Origin of the sequence: Amycolatopsis sp. A133 (assembly GCF_031082405.1) — a bacterium.
Taxonomy (GTDB): domain Bacteria; phylum Actinomycetota; class Actinomycetes; order Mycobacteriales; family Pseudonocardiaceae; genus Amycolatopsis.
The window spans coordinates 183,583-198,550 of record NZ_JAVHJU010000017.1 but is presented as its reverse complement, the minus strand read 5'-3'; the positions used below and the strand labels follow the sequence as shown (position 1 = coordinate 198,550).

Genomic DNA, 14,968 nt, shown 5'->3' with positions numbered 1-14,968 from the left:
GCGGAACCCCGGATGTCACTGACCCGCGCTTCGAGAGGGAGGGCTCGATGCAGCAACCGCCGCAGTACGGCTACGGCCAAGGCCAACAGGGGTACCCGGGCCACCAGCAGCCCGGGTACCCGCCGCAGCAGGGCTATCCGGGCTACCCGCAGCAGCCCGGGTATCCCCAGCAGCCCGGGTACCCGGCGCCCGGGTACCCGCCCGCCGGGTACGGCGCGCCGGTGCCGCCGCCGAAGAAGAAGCGGACCGGGCTGATCCTCGGCATCGTCGGCGGCGTGGTCGTGCTGCTCGGCGCGGGCATCCCGCTGGGCATCTTCGCGTCCGACTACTTCGCGAGCACCGGCGCGGCGCCGTCGTCGTCGCCGGTGCCCGCCGAGTGCCAGGTCCCGGCGCCGGTGCTGGAGCGGGCGGGGTTCCCGAGCTTCGTCCTGGGCGGCCAGGGCACCCAGGACCTGCCCGGCATCAAGCAGCAGGGCTGCAGCTGGAAGCCGGGACCGGACGAGAACGTCCGCGACGCCACCATGCACGTCCAGATCACGCGGTACTCCGGGGAGAGCGCGCGCGAGCAGGCGAACGACCTGTTCACGCCGAAGGCGCCGCCGATCCCGCCGACGGACGTGCGCGGCATCGGCGACAAGGCGGTGCTGGTCCGGCTGGCCACCGACAGCGCGTTCAGCGGGTCCGAGCTGCACGTCCTCAAGGGCACGACCGTCGTCATCCTCGAGGTGTCCGGCTGGGACAAGGGGTTCTTCTCGAACTCGCCGATGCCTCAGGAGGAGACCGACGCCGCCGTGCAGGCGGTCGGCGCGGAAATCGTCAACAAGCTGCCGCGCTAGGCGGGCGCGGGCAGCGCCTTGCAGAGCGCGACCGGGAACTTCGGCTCGGCCGCCGTTATCTCCGCGCACCCGGCGGACCGGGTCTGCGCGAACGACGTCCACCCCGTGCCGCCCCAGCGGAAGGCGGTGCGGGACGGCGGCTCGGTCTGGCGCACCAGGAGGTCGAGGACCAGCCAGCCCGGGTCGCAGGCGCGCGTGGTGCCCGGGCTTTCGGCGCCCGCGGCGGACACCGCGGCGCCGATCCACGCCGGGTCGCAGTGGTCGGCGGGCGGGGCGCAGGCGCCCTGGCGGTCGCAGTGGCCCCAGCCCGCGCCGAGCTTGTGCCAGGCGTTGCCGGTGTCGGCGTTGAGGATCACCGTCCGGTCCGCGATCGGGCCCGACGTCGTCAGCCGCAGCTCCGCGGGCACCTTGTCCTGGCAGCCGCCCGCCGCGGGTCGCGTCGAGTAGACGACGTCGGCGCGGATGTCGGTCTTCGCCTCCACGACCTGCTCGATCCGCGGCTCGCGGACGCAGCCGGGGTCCTTGCCGGGCAGCGCGACCTGCACGAACAGGCTGTGGTTGTCGGAGCCGGGGCGGATCCCGGTGACGTCGGCGCGGAACGAGCGCCACTCGGCGCCCATGGTCGTCGGCGGCGGCGCCGCGGCCGTCGCGCCGGGCACCCCGCCGCCGGCGGTCACCACGACGGCGACCACCGCGCCCGCCGCGAGGAGCGCCCCGGCGATCCACCGGATCGGCCGTCTGCGCGGTTCGGTCATCGTCACCCCCAGGTCCACGGGCAATCTAGCCGACGCCGCAGCGTCAGGCGGCCGGACCGGGTTTTTTGCGCAGCGTGACGTTCCTTTCCAGGTACACGGCCCCGCGGATGTGGCCTTCGGTGGTGGGCGGATCGGTGAGCCGGTAGCCGGCCCGCTGGTACAGCGCGATGTTGCGGGCACTGCGCGCCCCGGTGAAGAGAGCGAACCGGCGGGCCTCGGCGGGGGCGTGGGCTTCGGCGTGGGCGAGCAGCCGCCGTCCGAGCCCGCGCCCGGCGAAGTCGGGAGCGACCATCAGCCTGCCGAGCTCCCAGCGGTCGTCGTCGAGGCGGGCGCGCACGGCGCCGATCAGGCGGTGGTCCTGCCGCAGCACCCACACCGACCAGGTCTTGATCCAGTCGCGCACGTCGTCGAGGGTTTCGTGCAGGGCAGGGATGTCGAGGGTGTCGTTGAGGACGGCCTCCTGGACCCAGCAGCAGCGCTGCAGGACCAGCAGTTCCGGGCCGTCTTCGGGGCGGGCGTCGGTGAGCTGCACGCCGTCTGTCTAGTGATCGTGTTCGGTGGGGGCAACTGCATTACAGCGCCCCACTACCGGGTGACTTGACACCTCGGGTGGTTCGCGGTTGACTGGTTTACGTCGAACAGGTGTTCGACGTTGAACCGCCGCCTTCCCCGCGGCGAGCCAGCGTCGTCGGTCGTGTTTTGGGAGAGGCCCGGCCGCCGGCCCTAGTCCGTGGTGGGGAGGTGCGTGCGGTGACTGCTGTGGTGGAGCCGTCGGTGGCCCGATTGGCGGCCCTGCCCGGGGTCAGCACGGCGAGCCGGGTGGCGGCCCAGGCCGAGCGGGCCAGGGCGACGGGAAGGGTGCTCCCGGTCGCCCCGGCGCTGGCCGGGCTGCTGCCCGGCGCCGGGCTCCGGCGCGGGAGCACGGTGGCGGTCCACGGGGGGACGTCGCTGCTGCTCGCGCTGCTCGCCGAGGCCACCGCCCAGGGCGCGTGGGCGGCGGTGATCGGCATGCCGTCACTGGGTCTCGCGGCGGCGGCCGAGTACGGAGTGGACCTCACCCGGCTGGCACTGGTCCCACGGCCGGGCCCAGAGCTCCCCGCGGTGGCGGCGGCGCTGCTCGACGGCGTGGACGTGGTGGCGGTCCACGCGGAGACGGTCCAGGCAGCCGTGGCGCGGCGGCTGTCGGCCCGTGCCCGTAACCGCGGCGCGGTGCTGTTGTCGTCCGGAGCATGGCCGGGCGCGGACGTGGAGCTGTCATGCCGCCGCGAGGGCTGGACAGGCCCCGAGAACGGCTACGGCCACCTCCGTGCACGCCGGGTCCGAGTCCGAGCCCACGGCCGCGGCGCGGCGGCCCGCCCGGTCTCGGCCGAGCTCCACCTGCCTGATGTGGGCGGCCGGGTGACCGGCGCGGTGCCCGGTCCGGTGTCGGGCTCGGTGGTGGGCTCTGGGGTCCGCGAGGCCACGGCATGAGCTTCCCTCTCCGTCCTAACCGGACTGTGCCGTTCCGCTGCCCGCGGCACCGCCGACCCGCCCCCGCGAGCCGACCCTTCGGGTACGCGAGCCGACCCTTCGGGTACGCGAGCCGACCGCCTGGGCACGGCAGCCGACCGTCCGGGTACGCCAGCCGGCCGCTTGGGCACGCGAGTCGACTCTCCGGCTACGAGAGCCGACCCGCCACGCGCGCGAGCCGACCGCTTGGCTGCGCCAGCCGACCCTCCAAGCACGCGAGCCGGCCACTTCCCCACCTCCGTCCGAGGCGTCTCGGCGGTCGGCTGCTGGAGGTCACGTGACCGTCCCAGCTCAACGCACCACCTCCGGCACCCCCACCCGCATGCTGGTCCTGTGGTGCCCGGACTGGCCCGCCGTCGCCGCGGCCGCCGTTGGTGGGGTTGGCTCGGCTGAGCCCGTCGGCGTTTTCAGCGCCAATCGGGTTGTGGCCTGCAATGCCGTGGCCCGGCGCAGTGGTGTCCGGCGGGGGATGCGACGGCGGGAGGCGCAGTCGAACTGTCCGGAGCTGGCCGTCTTCGGTGCTGACGATGGGCGGGATGCTCGGCTGTTCGAGCCCGTTGCGCGGGCGGTCGAAGGGCTCGTCGTCGGGGTCGAGGTGGTGCGGCCGGGGCTGGTGGCCGTTCCCGTTGCCGGTGCCGCGGGGTACTTCGGCGGGGAACACGTCCTCGTCGAGCGGCTCGTCGACGAGGTTGCCGCCGCGGCCGGGGTCGAGTGCCAGGTCGGTGTCGCCGAGGGGCTCTTCGCCGCGATGCTCGCCGCGCGGTGCGGGGAGTTCGTCGAACCCGGGCGGGTGGCGGAATTCCTCGCTCCGCTTCCGATCACCGAGCTCGACCAGCCCGGTGCCGACCGCGCGGAGCTGGCCGACCTGCTGCGCCGGCTCGGGTTGAAGACGCTCGGGGCGTTCGCCGCCCTGCCGGAACGCGACGTCGCCACCCGCTTCGGGGTGGCCGGGGTGCTCGCCCACCGGCTGGCGCGCGGCCGCTCTGAACGGCCGCCGCTGCGCAGGCGCCCGCCGCCCGAACTGACGCTCACCGAGGAGTTCGACCCGGTCGTCGAGCGGGTCGACGTCGCCGCGTTCCTCGCCAAGGGCCTCGCGGCCCGGTTTTGCGCGGGCCTCGCCGGGCACGGACTCGCCTGCACCCGGCTCGGCATCTACGCCGTCACCGAAGAGGGCGAACACCTCGGCCGGGCCTGGCGGTGCGCGGAACCGCTGACGCCCACCGGCGTCGCCGACCGGGTGCGGTGGCAGTTCGAAGGCTGGCTGCGTGCCGCGCCGGGGCAGCGTCCGACGTCCGGTGTGGTGCGGCTGCGGCTGGAACCCGAGGAGGTCGTCGAAGGCCGGTCGCTGCAGCTCGACCTGTGGCGCAACGGCGGCTCCGGCGAGGACGACGAGCGTGCGGCCCGTGCGTTCGTGCGGGTCCAGGGCCTGCTCGGGCCCGAAGGCGTGCTCACCCCGGTGCTCGACGGCGGCCGCGACCCCGCGGGACGGGTCCGGCTGGTGCCCTGGGGCGACCCGCGCGAGCGGACGACGCCGCCGGACGCGACCTGGCCGGGACGGCTGCCGTCCCCGTCCCCGGCGACGGTCCTCGACCGGCCGGTGCCGGCACAGGTCTTCGACGACGGTGGCCGCGCGGTCGGGATCACCGCCCGCGACCAGGTGACGGCACCCCCGCGACGCCTCACCATCGCGGGCGGCGCGGGCCGGGAAGTCGTGGGCTGGGCGGGGCCGTGGCCCCTGGCGGGCGACCGGCGGCGGCCGGGGCCGCGGCGCGCGCGGCTGCAGCTGGTGCTGACCGGCGAGGGAGACGAGCCGCCCGAAGCGGTGCTGGTGCACTGCGCGGGCACGGAAAATCCACTGTGGACGGTCGAGGGAGTGTACGACTGAGCATGGACGAGAACTACGCACGACGGCTGCGGAACTGGCTGCGATCCGAACCCGGCGCGACGTCGGAGGAGCGCGAGTGGCTGCGCGGGATTCCCGAGCCGGCCTCGGACGAGGCCGCCTCGCCCGGCAGGTGGACGGTCCACGGGCAGCTCCCGGAGCTACCCGCCGACGACGATGACTGGGTTTGCCCGGTGATCGCGCTGCCGGTCCCGCGACCGTCGCGGGAAAACGGCTGCCGGATGAGCGACGCCGAGGCCCGCTCGCGCAGGAACCACCCGACGAACGCAGGCCGCCACCCCGAGCCGCCGAAACCGAGCCCCATGAGCGAAGCCGAGGCCCGCTCCCGCTGGAACCACCCCACGAACTGGCACCGCCGCCGAGCAGCGGAACAACAGCAACAACACCAAAAACACCAAAAACACCAGCGAGACGAGCCCGGGAGCCGCTAGATGGGCTGGAACAACCCACCCGTCCGCTGGAAGGACCTCGCCCGCACCCTCGCCGGCGGCCTCCCTCCCGGCGACCACGGGGACAGTCCCGCCTGGAGCCGGCACCGCGACGGCTACCGGCGGCCGGAAGACCTCCCCGCTCGCCGCAACGACGATGGCGCCGAAACCGTCCGCGTTCCCTACGCCGAGCTGCACTGCCACTCCAACTTCAGCTTCCTCGACGGGGCCAGCCACCCCGAAGAACTCGTCGAAGAGGCCGCGCGCCTCGAACTGGACGCCATCGCGCTCACCGATCACGACGGCATGTACGGCGTCGTGCGGTTTGCCGAGGCGGCCCGGGAACTCGGCGTCAACACCGTCTTCGGCACCGAACTGAGCTTCGGGCTGCCGGGCCCGCAGAACGGCGTTCCCGATCCGGAAGGCGAGCACCTCCTGCTGCTCGCGCGCGGCGACCAGGGCTACCGGGCCCTCTGCCGCGCCATCACCGCCGGGCAGATCCACCACGACGCCGAAAAGGGACGGCCCGTCTACGACCTCGGTGCGGTCGCCGAGGAGGTCGCCGGGCAGTGCGTGGTGCTGACGGGCTGCCGCAAGGGCGCGGTGCGCTCGGCCCTCGTCGCGCACGGCCCGGCGGCCGCCGCGGAGAAGCTCCGGGAACTCAAAGACCGCTTCGGCGGGGACAACGTCTACGTCGAGCTCACCGATCACCGCCAGCCCCTGGACAGCACCCACAACGACCTCCTGACCGAACTCGCCGGGGAGCTGGGCCTGCCGACCGTCGCCACCACCGCCGCGCACTACGCCCGGCCCGAGCGCGCGCCGCTGGCCGATGCGCTCGCCGCGATCCGGGCGCGGCGGGGGATCGACGAACTCGAGGGCTGGCTGCCGGCCGCCGGGACGGCGTTCCTGCGCAGCGGCGCCGAAATGGACGTCCTGTTCCGCCGCTATCCCGGCGCGGTCCGCCGCTCCGCCCTGCTGGGCGTGGAATGTGCCTTCCCGCTGAAGCTGATCGCGCCCGAGCTGCCGCCCTTCGACGTTCCCGAAGGCCACACCGAAACGACCTACCTGCGCGAACTCACCCAGGAAGGCGCGAAGGAGCGCTTCAAGGGCAAGCCCCACGAAGAAAAGGCGAACGCCCAGATCGAGCACGAGCTCGCGATCATCGAAGAGCTCGGCTTCCCCGGCTACTTCCTCATCGTCTGGGACATCGTGCGGTTCTGCCGCGAGAACGACATCCTCTGCCAGGGCCGCGGCTCGGCCGCGAACTCGGCCGTCTGCTACGCGCTCGGCATCACGAAGGTCGACTCGGTCGCCTACGAGCTGCTCTTCGAACGCTTCCTCGCCCCGGACCGGGACGGCTACCCCGACATCGACCTCGACATCGAGTCCGACCGCCGCGAAGAGGCCATCCAATACGTCTTCGGGAAACACGGCCGCCTGAGAACCGCCCAGGTCGCCAACGTCATCACCTACCGCGCCCGGTCCGCTGTCCGCGACGCCGCCAGGGCGCTCGGCTACTCGCCGGGTCAGCAGGACGCCTGGAGCAAGCAGATCGACCGCTGGGGCTCGTTGCACAGCACCGAAAAGGACCACGACCACGACATCCCGGACGAGGTCGTGCAGCTCGCCTTCGCGCTCGAAGACTTCCCTCGGCACCTGGGCATCCACTCCGGCGGGATGGTGATGTGCCGGGAGCCGGTGAGCCAGGTCGTCCCGGTCGAGTGGGCGCGGATGGCCGATCGCAGCGTGATCCAGTGGGAGAAGGAGGACTGCGCCGCCGCCGGGCTGGTCAAGTTCGACCTCCTCGGCCTCGGCATGCTTTCGGCGCTGCACTACATGATCGATCTTGTCGGCGAATACAAGGGCAAAAAGATCGACCTCGCCGAGCTGGACCTCGCCGACCAGCAGATCTACGACATGCTGTGCCGCGCCGACGCGATCGGCGTGTTCCAGGTGGAGAGCCGCGCCCAGCTGGCGACGCTGCCGCGGCTGCAGCCCCGCGAGTTCTACGACCTCGCCGTCGAGGTCGCGCTGATCCGGCCCGGCCCGATCCAGGGCGGCTCGGTGCACCCGTACATCCGCCGCAAGCAGGGCCGCGAGAAGTGGGCCTACGACCACCCGTTGCTGGAAAAGGCGCTGCACAAGACGAAGGGCGTGCCGCTGTTCCAGGAGCAGATGATGCAGATCGCGCTGGACGTCGCGAACTTCACGGCGGCCGAGGCCGACCAGCTGCGGCACGCGATGGGATCGAAACGATCTGACCGGAAGATGGACCGGCTGCGGCAGCGGTTCCTCGACGGCGCCGCCGCGAACGGCGTCGAAGCGGAACTCGCGCAGAAGATCTTCCTCAAGTTGAAGGCCTTCGCGAACTTCGGCTTCCCGGAGAGCCACGCGCTGAGCTTCGCGCACCTGGTGTTTTCGAGTGCCTACTTCAAGCACTACCACCCGGACGCGTTCCTGGCGGGTCTGCTGCGCGCGCAGCCGATGGGGTTCTACTCACCGCAGTCGCTGGTCGCCGACGCGCGGCGCCACGGCGTCACCGTGCACGGCCCCGACATCAACCGCAGCCTGCCGCACGCGACGCTGGAACCGTTGCCGGACGGGGGAGAACTCCACGCCGTCCGCACCGGCCTGAGCACCGTGCGGAAGATCGGCGAAGACGTCGCGAAGCAGATCGTGGCCGAGCGCACGGCGAACGGCGGTTACACCGACATGGCCGACGTCGCCCGCCGCGTGCGGCTGACCACGCCGCAGATCGAGGCGCTGGCCACGGCCGGGGCGTTCGCCGGCTTCGGCGGTGACCGCCGCCAGGCGCTGTGGACCGCGGGCGCGGTCGCCGGGGAACGCCCGGAGAAGCTGCCCGGCCTGGTCGGCGCGCAGGCGCCGGTGCTGCCCGGGATGGACGGGCTCGACGTCGCGGCGGCCGACGTCTGGGCGACCGGGGTGTCGCCGGGCAGCTACCCGACCGAGTTCATCCGCGACCGCCTCGACGAGCTGGGCGTCGTCCCGGCGAGCGGCCTGGCGGACCTCGAGGACGGCGCGCGCGTGCTGATCGGCGGCGCGGTCACGCACCGGCAGCGCCCCGCGACCGCGGGCGGGGTCACCTTCCTCAACATCGAAGACGAAACGGGGATGGTGAACGTGATCTGCACGCTCGGCCTCTGGCAGCGCTACCACCGGGTCGCGCGCAGCAGCCCGGCGCTGCTGATCCGCGGGGTGGTGGAGAAGGCCGACGGCGTGGTCAGCGTTCTCGCCCACCGCGTCGAGCCGCTGCCGATGCGCATCAAAGCGAAGTCGCGGGACTTCAGGTGAGGGGACGCCGGACGATCGTGATGATTTCCGGGCTGGTGTCCGTCACCGGCGAACGGTCCCAGTAGCCGTACTGCTCGTCGACGACCAGCCCGGCTTCTTCGGCGAACGCGTTCAGCGCGGGGACGTCGAGGAAGCGCAGGGTGCTCTCGCTGTACTTCGGTGCCTCCCAGTCCGGGCTCTCGTACGTCGTCGTGAAGCTGACGTACCCGTTCTCGAACGGCCCGGCGTCGTTCCACGACCGGACCCCACCGGTTTCCCAGACGTGGGAAGGCGTCCAGCGCTCCCAGCCGCGGGCGGCCGGATTGCGCGTCTCGAAGCCGAACCGGCCGCCGGGGCGCAACGCGCGGCGAACGGCCGAGAACGCCGTCCGCAGTTCCTCGTCGGTCAGCAGCACCTGGAACGCGTGGCCGGTCATCACGGCGAAGCCGAACTCGCCGTCCCAGGCGGCGGTCGACAAATCGCCGTGCACCCACTCGATGTCGTCCCGGCGGCGCGCCTGGACGAGCATGCCTTCGGCAGGATCGAGCCCGACGAGCCGTCCTTCGTGGCCGGACTCGCGCGCCCGGTGCAGCAGGGAACCGGTGCCGCACCCGACGTCGAGGACGGACTGCGCGGCCATGATCATCGGCAGGTAGAACGCGAAGTCGCCGCTGCTCTCCCGCGGGTTCATCGCGTCGTACAGCGAGGCGAGGCCGGCGTCGGCGTAGTGCTCGTCGGGCATGGCGTCACCGTAGTGATCGACGCCGGCAGCCTCATCCGGTTTTCGGGCCCAGACCGAGCAGTTCCGGACGCGCGGCCAGCTCCCGCCAGTACGCGCCGGGGTCGGGCAGCAACCGCCGCCGGTCGAGGTCGAGCAGGCCGGACACACTCGCGACTTCGGCGACCAGCGTGCCGTCCGGCGTGCGGAACTCCTGCGTGACCCGCGAAGTCTTGCCGGTGCCCCAGTGGAACGCGCAGCTGACGTCGACTTCGCCGCGCGGCCGCAGTTCGTGGTGGAACCGCAGGGTCGTCTCCAGGTTGACCGGGCCGATCCGGCGCGCGGTCAGCTCCGCCGGATCGATCCCCGCGGCCTGCACGCACGCCCAGCGCGCGTGGTCGGCGTAGGCGAGGTAGGCCGGGCCGCGGACGTGGCCGTTGGCGTCGATGTCGTCACAGCGCACCGGGATGGTGACGTGGAAGGTCATGCCCGTGATCGTCGCCCCGGGCCGCGGGCGCCGTCTGGAACTTTTCGGCCACCCGCACCAGCGCCGCGGGGGAGGAGCCCGACAGGCGGCGGCACTCGCGGCCGAGGTGGGACTGGTCGGCGTACCCGAGGTCGGCGGCCACACCGGCCAGCGACGTCCGCCGCGCGGCCAGCGGATCGAGCCGGCGCAGGAACCGCTGGAACCGCCGGACGCGGTGCAGCTGCCGCGGCCCGGCGCCGACCGCGTGGACGAGGTGCCGCCGCAGCGCGCGTTCGCTGACGCCCACCGCTTCGGCGACCTCCGCACCGCGAGCCGTCACGCCGAGCGCGTGGACCGCGGCGAGCACCCGCCGGTCCGGCGCCGCGCTGCGCCGGGCGACGAGCCGTTCGAGAACTTCGCGCCGGCCATCGGGATCGGCCGTCTCCGCCAGGACCTCTTCGGCCCGCCGGGCATCCGCACCCCAGAGCTCGCTCAGCCGCACCTCGCCCGCGGGCAGTTCCGGCATCGGCGTGCCGAGTATGGCGGCCGCGGCGCCGCACCGCAGCCGCACGCCGACCCGCGACGAGGACGCCGGGACCCACAGCCACAAGGGCGCTCCGACGGTGACGACGACCGTGAGCGCGTCGCCGTCCCAGACGAGGTCCGCGCACCCGTCCGGGAGCACGCGCAGCGGCCGCGCCCAGCCGGTGTGCCCGTGCCAGCCGCAGGCGAGCACGTCCGCGAGCGCGGGCGGCGGCGCCACTTCGCGGTACACCGACCCCGCCGCCACCGGCCGCAGCGGAATTCCCATGCCGCCAGTATGCAGCGGTCAGAACCTGACCTATTTCGGTCCTAAGTTCCCGGGACGAACCGAGGAGGAAACATGGTCAACCCCGTTCCCGACGGCTACACGACGGTCACCCCGTGGATCATCGGCCGCGACACCGACGGCCTGCTCGGCTTCCTGAAGCGAGCCTTCGACGCCGAGGAGCTCGGCCGGGTCGTCGGCGAGGACGGGAAGATCGGGCACGCCGAAGTCCGCATCGGCGACGCCGTGGTGATGGCCTTCGACGCCCCTGGCGACTGGGCTCCCACTCCGGCGTTCTTGCGGCTCTACGTGCCGGACAGCGAAGTGACCCAGCGACGCGCGATCGAAGCGGGCGCGACCGAGGTGACTCGCCAGACAGTCTTGTTCTTCGGCGATCGGGTCGGGCGCGTCCGCGACCCCTTCGGCAACCTCTGGTGGATCCAGACCCGGCTGGAGAACTTGGACGAAGCCGAAATGATGCGACGCGCGCAACTTCCCGAATACATCGCGGCGATGAACTACGTCCAGGGTGCGAAGCTCTGATCGCCGGTGTGGCACCCTGGGGCCCGTGCTGGAGACCGGGGAGGACTACCGCGAAGCGGTGTTGTCGGGGCAGTGGTGGGAAAAGCGGCGGTTCACCGGCTGCGACTTCGCCGGGGCGGACCTGAGCGGCCTGCGGACCCGCGGCTGCACCTTCGACGACTGCGTGTTCACCCGGGCCGACCTCTCGCGCTCGCGCCACGACGCGTCGGCGTTCCGCTCGTGCACCTTCGACCGCACGGTGCTCGCCGAAAGCCGCTGGACGGCGTGTTCGCTGCTGGGCACGTCGTTCAGCGACAGCGGGTTCGGCGGGATCGCGCTCACCGAGTGCGACCTGTCGCTGGCGTCGCTGGCGAAGGCGCGGCTGCGCAGGCTGGGGCTTTCGGGCCTGCGGCTGCGGGAAGCCAACCTGATGGAAGCCGACCTCACCGGCGCCGACCTCCGCGGCAGCGACCTGACCGGCGCCCGCCTGCAGGGCGCGAAGCTCGAGGGCGCCGACTTGCGCGGCGCGCGGCTGGACGCGAACGCGCTGGTGCAGGCCGACCTGCGGGGCGCCGAGGTGGACGTCGAAACGGCGATCGCCTTCGCGGCCGCCCACGGTCTCGTCATCCGCTGAACACACGAAGGCCCCGGCAGCGCGCTGCCGGGGCCTTCGAAGCACTTCAGTCGATCGGGGGTTCGCCCGGATCGAGCTCGATCAGGTCGCCCTCGGCCAGCAGCTCCTCGATCGACGCCGGCAGCAGGTAGGCCGACCCGCCGCCCGGCTGGTTGAACCACGGGATCGCGACCCCGGCCAGCGCCTCCAGCGGCCGCTGCACCCGGTAGACGTGGTACGGCCGGTTGACCCACTCCGGCACCAGCGACCGCTCGGCGAACGGCGTGCCCGCCGCGTACGTCAGGTTGCCGTTCGGGCCGCCGAAGCGGTCCAGCTCGCTGCCTGCGGGCAGCTCGCGCAGCTCCTTGCCGCGGAACAGCGTCAGCGGCGGCTCGCCGGCCATCGGGCCGATCGGCCACTGCTGCTGGCCACCGCCACCGCCACCGCCGCCGTTGACGGCCGGGCGGGCCGGCTCCTCCCGGCGCGGCAGCGCGGGCGGGGGCGTGGGCGGGACCGGCAGGACGCCCTGCGGCACCGGGGCCAGGACGGTCGGCGCCGACGGCGGTTCGCGCCGGGGCGGCGCGGGGGCCGCGGGCGGCGGACCGGCCTGCTGCTGCGCCGGCTGCGGTCCCGGCCCGGCCGGAACCGGGGCCGGCGGGGCGGGCCGGCGCGGCGGGGCCGGCGGCTCGTCGTCCTCGAGGTCGCCGAACAGCTCGTCGGTGCTGGTGAACGCCGTCTGTTCCTGCGCGGGCACCGGCTCGGGCTTGCGGACCGGGTACGAGCCGGTCGCGATCTCCGGCGACAGCGTCGCGACGACCCGCTGCGGCGCCGGCTCCGGTTCGGGCTCGGGTTCCGGCGCGGGCGGCTCTTCGGGGGGCAGGTGGCCCTCCGGGTTGAGCAGCAGCTTGCCGAGCATGAACGCGGCCGCGTCTTCGGCGTCGCCGAACACCGCCGGGTTGCTGAGCTTGCCGTCGTACCAGCCGACGCGCCAGCCGTCCTCGACCTGCTCGACGCTCCACCCGTGCTCGGCGGGTTCGCCCAGCTTGTAGCCGCTTTCGGGCACGTCGAGCTCGTCCAGCTTGGCCTGCAGGCCGGCGAGCACCGGGTGGTCCGGGGTCTCGCGGCGCAGCGCCCGGCGGCCCGTCCGGGGCGCCTGCTGCGGCGGCTCCGCCTGGGCGGCCGGAGGTTCCGGCACCGGCAGCACCCCGGGCACCTCGGGCTGGGTGATCATCGTCGGCGGGCCGGGGTCGAACGCCGGCTGCTCCCGCCGGGACGGCTGGAAAGCGTGCTCGTCGGCGGGCCGGCCGGGCGGCTGGAAGGCGTGCGACGGCTCCTCGTCGTGCCGGGCCGGCTGACCGGGGGGCTGGAACGCGTGCTCGTCGGCCGCCCGGGCCGGCTGGCCCGGGGGCTGGAAGGCCTGCGGAGGCTCGTCGTCGTGCCGGGGCGGCTGGAAGGCCGCGTGGGCCGGTTCGTCGTCGTGGCGTGGCGGCTGGCCGGGCGGGAAGGCTTCTTCCGGCCGGGGCGGCAGGCCGGACTGGAACGCGTGCGACGGCTCGTCGTCCGGCCGCGGCTGGAAGGCCGCGTGCGACGCCGCGTCCGCCCGGCCGGCCGGGAACGCCTCCGCCTGACCGGAGTCGAACGCGTGCCCCGCTTCGTCGTCCCGGCCGGCCGGACCGGACTCGAACGCCGCGTGCGACGGCTCGTCCTGGTCCTCCTCGTGCCGGGCCGGACCCGGCTCGAACACCGGCCCGTCGGCCGGGCCGGACGGGAAGGCGTCCTCCCGCGGCGGCTGGAACGCGGCGTGCTCGTCGTCGTGACGCGGGAAGGGCTCGCCGTCCCGCGGCGGCTGCTGCTCCTGGCCGATCGGCTGGTCGGGGACGTACTCCGCGGTCTCCTCGAGGTCGGGCACCCGGCCCGGTTCCGGCGACGAGCCGTTCGTCCCGGCGGCGTGCTCGGGGTGGGCGTACTCCTCTTCGCCGTATTGGTTGTCCTCTTCGGCGAAGCGGTCGTCGAACTCCTGGTCGTCGTAGCCCTCTTCGACGTATTCGTGCTCTTCGGCCGGCGCTTCCGGCTCGGCCGGGGCGTGCACCGCGAGCGGCACCTCCGCCGGGGCGGGCGGCTCCTGGTGCTGCGGCGGCGCGGCGGGCGGCGGGCCCGCCGGGGCCTGCTGCTGCTGCGGCGGCACCGGCTGTTGCGGGGGCGGGCCCTGGGGCGGCGCGCCGGGCGGGGGTGCGCCGAGCGGCGGCCCGGCCGGGCGCTGCTGCGGCGGCTGGTTGCCCCGGGTCAGGTACGCGGCGGCGGCCTGCAGCGTCGGCTCGTCCACCGGCGGCAGCGCGAAGCCGACCGCGCGGACGTGCTCGACCAGGTCCGGTTCGGGTGAAACGCCGTACTTGTGGAGGTAGAAGTTGACGGCGGCGGGCCAGATCCACTGGCCGTCGCTGTGGAAGGCGACCGGGACGGTGGCCTCCGGCGTCGCGGCCAGCCGGTCGATGTCGTAGCCGCGCTCGGGCACCACCAGCGGTGCGTGCTCGAGGTACTCCAGCAGCCGGTCCTGCTCCTCGACCTCGAGGTCGGGGCGGTTGATCACCGGGCGGCCCGCCGGGCCGACGGTGTCGAAGATCCGGGCGATCCGGAAGTGCGGCCCCGGCTGCTCCGGGCCGAGCCCGGACATCCGCCGGATCAGCCATTCGGGCACGTTCTCCTCGGTGCGCGGGAACATCCGCAGCTCGTCGGAGTAGGCCTGCGGCGGCGGCGCGAGGTTCCACACCGGTTCGTCGCGGTTGTACTCGAGGTTGTAGCTGGACGGGTGGTCGAGCTGGTAGCGCGCGTTGAACCACGTTCCGCGGCCGTCGCGGTACATGCCGCCGCGGAGCCTGCCGAACAGGGTCGCGATGTCGTGGGTGGCGAGCCACTCGTGCACCGTGCCGTCCTCGGTCACGATCTCGCCGGTCAGCTCGTGGTACCTGCCGACGGCTCGGTACTCCGCGGTGACCTTGCGCCAGTCGCGCGGGGCGGCACGGAGCAGGGCAAGTCCGATCTGCTTGACCAGGGTGTCCTGCTCGGTCGCGTTCAGCTGCGTCGTCGGTTGTGCCACCCGCACATTTTGACTGCTCGCG

Annotated in this window: 13 protein-coding genes; 6 read left to right on the top strand and 7 right to left on the bottom strand. The window is 73.5% G+C overall.

Annotation, left to right across the window (positions count from 1 at the left end; genetic code table 11):
- The first annotated feature begins 47 nt into the window (after window positions 1-47).
- Window positions 48-836 carry a hypothetical protein gene (locus Q5425_RS16360; RefSeq protein WP_308673074.1) on the top strand — a complete coding sequence of 263 codons (789 nt, stop codon included), beginning with the start codon at window positions 48-50 and terminating at the stop codon, window positions 834-836.
- On the opposite strand, the gene Q5425_RS16355 is transcribed toward Q5425_RS16360, so the two are convergent.
- Together Q5425_RS16355 and Q5425_RS16350 are read right to left on the bottom strand one after the other, a co-directional pair.
- Entirely contained in the window at window positions 833-1,591 is a 759-nt protein-coding gene (locus tag Q5425_RS16355) for a hypothetical protein (RefSeq protein ID WP_308673119.1), read from the bottom strand. The genes Q5425_RS16360 and Q5425_RS16355 overlap by 4 nt on opposite strands.
- 43 nt (window positions 1,592-1,634) lie before the next feature.
- Entirely contained in the window at window positions 1,635-2,123 is a 489-nt protein-coding gene (locus tag Q5425_RS16350; protein ID WP_308673073.1) for a GNAT family N-acetyltransferase, read from the bottom strand.
- Between the two features lie 218 nt (window positions 2,124-2,341).
- Here Q5425_RS16350 and Q5425_RS16345 point away from each other — a divergent pair, with 218 nt between their 5' ends.
- The gene (locus tag Q5425_RS16345; RefSeq protein WP_308673072.1) at window positions 2,342-3,061 is read left to right on the top strand and encodes a hypothetical protein; all 720 of its coding nucleotides are present in this window, start codon (window positions 2,342-2,344) and stop codon (window positions 3,059-3,061) included.
- A gap of 361 nt (window positions 3,062-3,422) precedes the next feature.
- Window positions 3,423-4,985 (top strand): DNA polymerase Y family protein, encoded by a 1,563-nt coding sequence (locus Q5425_RS16340; protein WP_308673118.1) that lies wholly within the window; start codon window positions 3,423-3,425, stop codon window positions 4,983-4,985.
- 13 nt (window positions 4,986-4,998) lie between these two features.
- Here the strand turns inward: Q5425_RS16340 and Q5425_RS16335 are convergent, their stop codons facing one another.
- Entirely contained in the window at window positions 4,999-5,346 is a 348-nt protein-coding gene (locus tag Q5425_RS16335; RefSeq protein WP_308673071.1) for a hypothetical protein, read from the bottom strand.
- Window positions 5,347-5,434: 88 nt separating this feature from the next.
- Here Q5425_RS16335 and Q5425_RS16330 point away from each other — a divergent pair, with 88 nt between their 5' ends.
- The gene (locus Q5425_RS16330; RefSeq protein WP_308673070.1) at window positions 5,435-8,746 is read left to right on the top strand and encodes an error-prone DNA polymerase; all 3,312 of its coding nucleotides are present in this window, start codon (window positions 5,435-5,437) and stop codon (window positions 8,744-8,746) included.
- Here Q5425_RS16330 and Q5425_RS16325 read toward each other — a convergent pair.
- From Q5425_RS16325 to Q5425_RS16315, 3 genes are read right to left on the bottom strand one after another with little or no spacing between them, the layout of a single operon-like run.
- On the bottom strand, window positions 8,739-9,467 hold the full coding sequence (locus tag Q5425_RS16325; protein WP_308673069.1) for a methyltransferase domain-containing protein: 729 nt from the start codon (window positions 9,465-9,467) through the stop codon (window positions 8,739-8,741). The two genes, Q5425_RS16330 and Q5425_RS16325, sit on opposite strands and share 8 nt — an antisense overlap.
- A gap of 31 nt (window positions 9,468-9,498) precedes the next feature.
- On the bottom strand, window positions 9,499-9,930 hold the full coding sequence (locus tag Q5425_RS16320) for an acyl-CoA thioesterase (protein WP_308673068.1): 432 nt from the start codon (window positions 9,928-9,930) through the stop codon (window positions 9,499-9,501).
- Complete coding sequence (locus tag Q5425_RS16315; protein ID WP_308673067.1) at window positions 9,896-10,720, bottom strand: helix-turn-helix domain-containing protein; 825 nt, start codon at window positions 10,718-10,720, stop codon at window positions 9,896-9,898. The genes Q5425_RS16320 and Q5425_RS16315 overlap by 35 nt, the downstream gene beginning before the upstream one ends.
- Before the next feature lie 72 nt (window positions 10,721-10,792).
- Between Q5425_RS16315 and Q5425_RS16310 the strand changes: the two genes are divergently transcribed.
- Together Q5425_RS16310 and Q5425_RS16305 are read left to right on the top strand one after the other, a co-directional pair.
- Complete coding sequence (locus Q5425_RS16310; protein WP_308673066.1) at window positions 10,793-11,260, top strand: VOC family protein; 468 nt, start codon at window positions 10,793-10,795, stop codon at window positions 11,258-11,260.
- A gap of 25 nt (window positions 11,261-11,285) precedes the next feature.
- A complete protein-coding gene (locus Q5425_RS16305; RefSeq protein WP_308673065.1) occupies window positions 11,286-11,873 on the top strand; it encodes a pentapeptide repeat-containing protein in 588 nt (195 codons plus the stop codon).
- Between the two features lie 46 nt (window positions 11,874-11,919).
- Here the strand turns inward: Q5425_RS16305 and Q5425_RS16300 are convergent, their stop codons facing one another.
- Entirely contained in the window at window positions 11,920-14,952 is a 3,033-nt protein-coding gene (locus Q5425_RS16300; protein ID WP_308673064.1) for a glycohydrolase toxin TNT-related protein, read from the bottom strand.
- Window positions 14,953-14,968 lie beyond the last annotated feature (16 nt).